The 758-nt window shown below is 76.0% G+C and carries 1 protein-coding gene; it reads right to left on the bottom strand.

Translation table 11 applies throughout. The features are described from left to right. A partial coding sequence (locus tag D7V93_RS43700; RefSeq protein WP_120648734.1) for a tetratricopeptide repeat protein occupies nt 1-758 on the bottom strand: 758 nt, incomplete at both ends.

Genomic DNA, 758 nt, shown 5'->3' with positions numbered 1-758 from the left:
ATAGGAGACAGGGGTGGGGTCGGCCCGGGCCACCCGGTCCGCGTTGACGCGGGCCTGCACGTAGCGGGGTGACAGCCGGGTGGCGGCGGCGTAGGCGGCGCGGGCCTCCTCCAGCCGGCCCAGGCGCTCGCAGGCGACGCCCAGGTTGTTCCGCACGTAGGCGACGTGGGGCAGCAGGTCAGCGGCCTGGGTGAGGACCTCCACGGCGCGGGCGTTGTAGTTGGCGCGCAGGTAGGCGAAGCCCAGGTTGTTGAGCGCGTGGCCGTGCTCCGGGTCCAGGTGCACCGCCTGCTGGAAGCGCAGGATGGCGGAGCCGAGCTCGTTCGCGCCCAGGTGAGCGCGGCCCAGCACCTGGTACACCTCCGGGTCCTCCGGGTCACGCAGGAGGGCTTCCTCGCCCACGGGGACCGCTTCGGCGAAGCGGCCCTGCGACACCAGCAGCCGTGCCTGCTGCACCAGCGCCCCCGCGTCGGTGGGCTCCGCCTGCCCCAGCCGGGCGTAGGCGTCCAGCGCGAGCGCCGTGTCCCCGGTCAGCCGGGCGGTGCGCGCCAGCTGCGCCAGGGCGTCGGTCGCGCCCGGGTCGTCGTGCAGGGCTCGGCGCAGCTCCGTCACGGCGCCGGACAGGTCCCCCAGCTCGCGCAGTCCCTGGGCGCGGGCCACGTGGTCCACCCGGCGGGCGTGCACGTGCGGCAGCGCGAGACCGTTCTCGGCTGGAGAGGCTTCCACCGGCGCGGCCTCGGGGTCGAAGGGGCTCGGCG

The sequence above is a fragment of the Corallococcus llansteffanensis genome (genome assembly GCF_003612055.1).
GTDB classification, from domain to species: Bacteria; Myxococcota; Myxococcia; order Myxococcales; family Myxococcaceae; genus Corallococcus; species Corallococcus llansteffanensis.
This window is presented reverse-complemented; position numbering and strand designations above follow the sequence as displayed.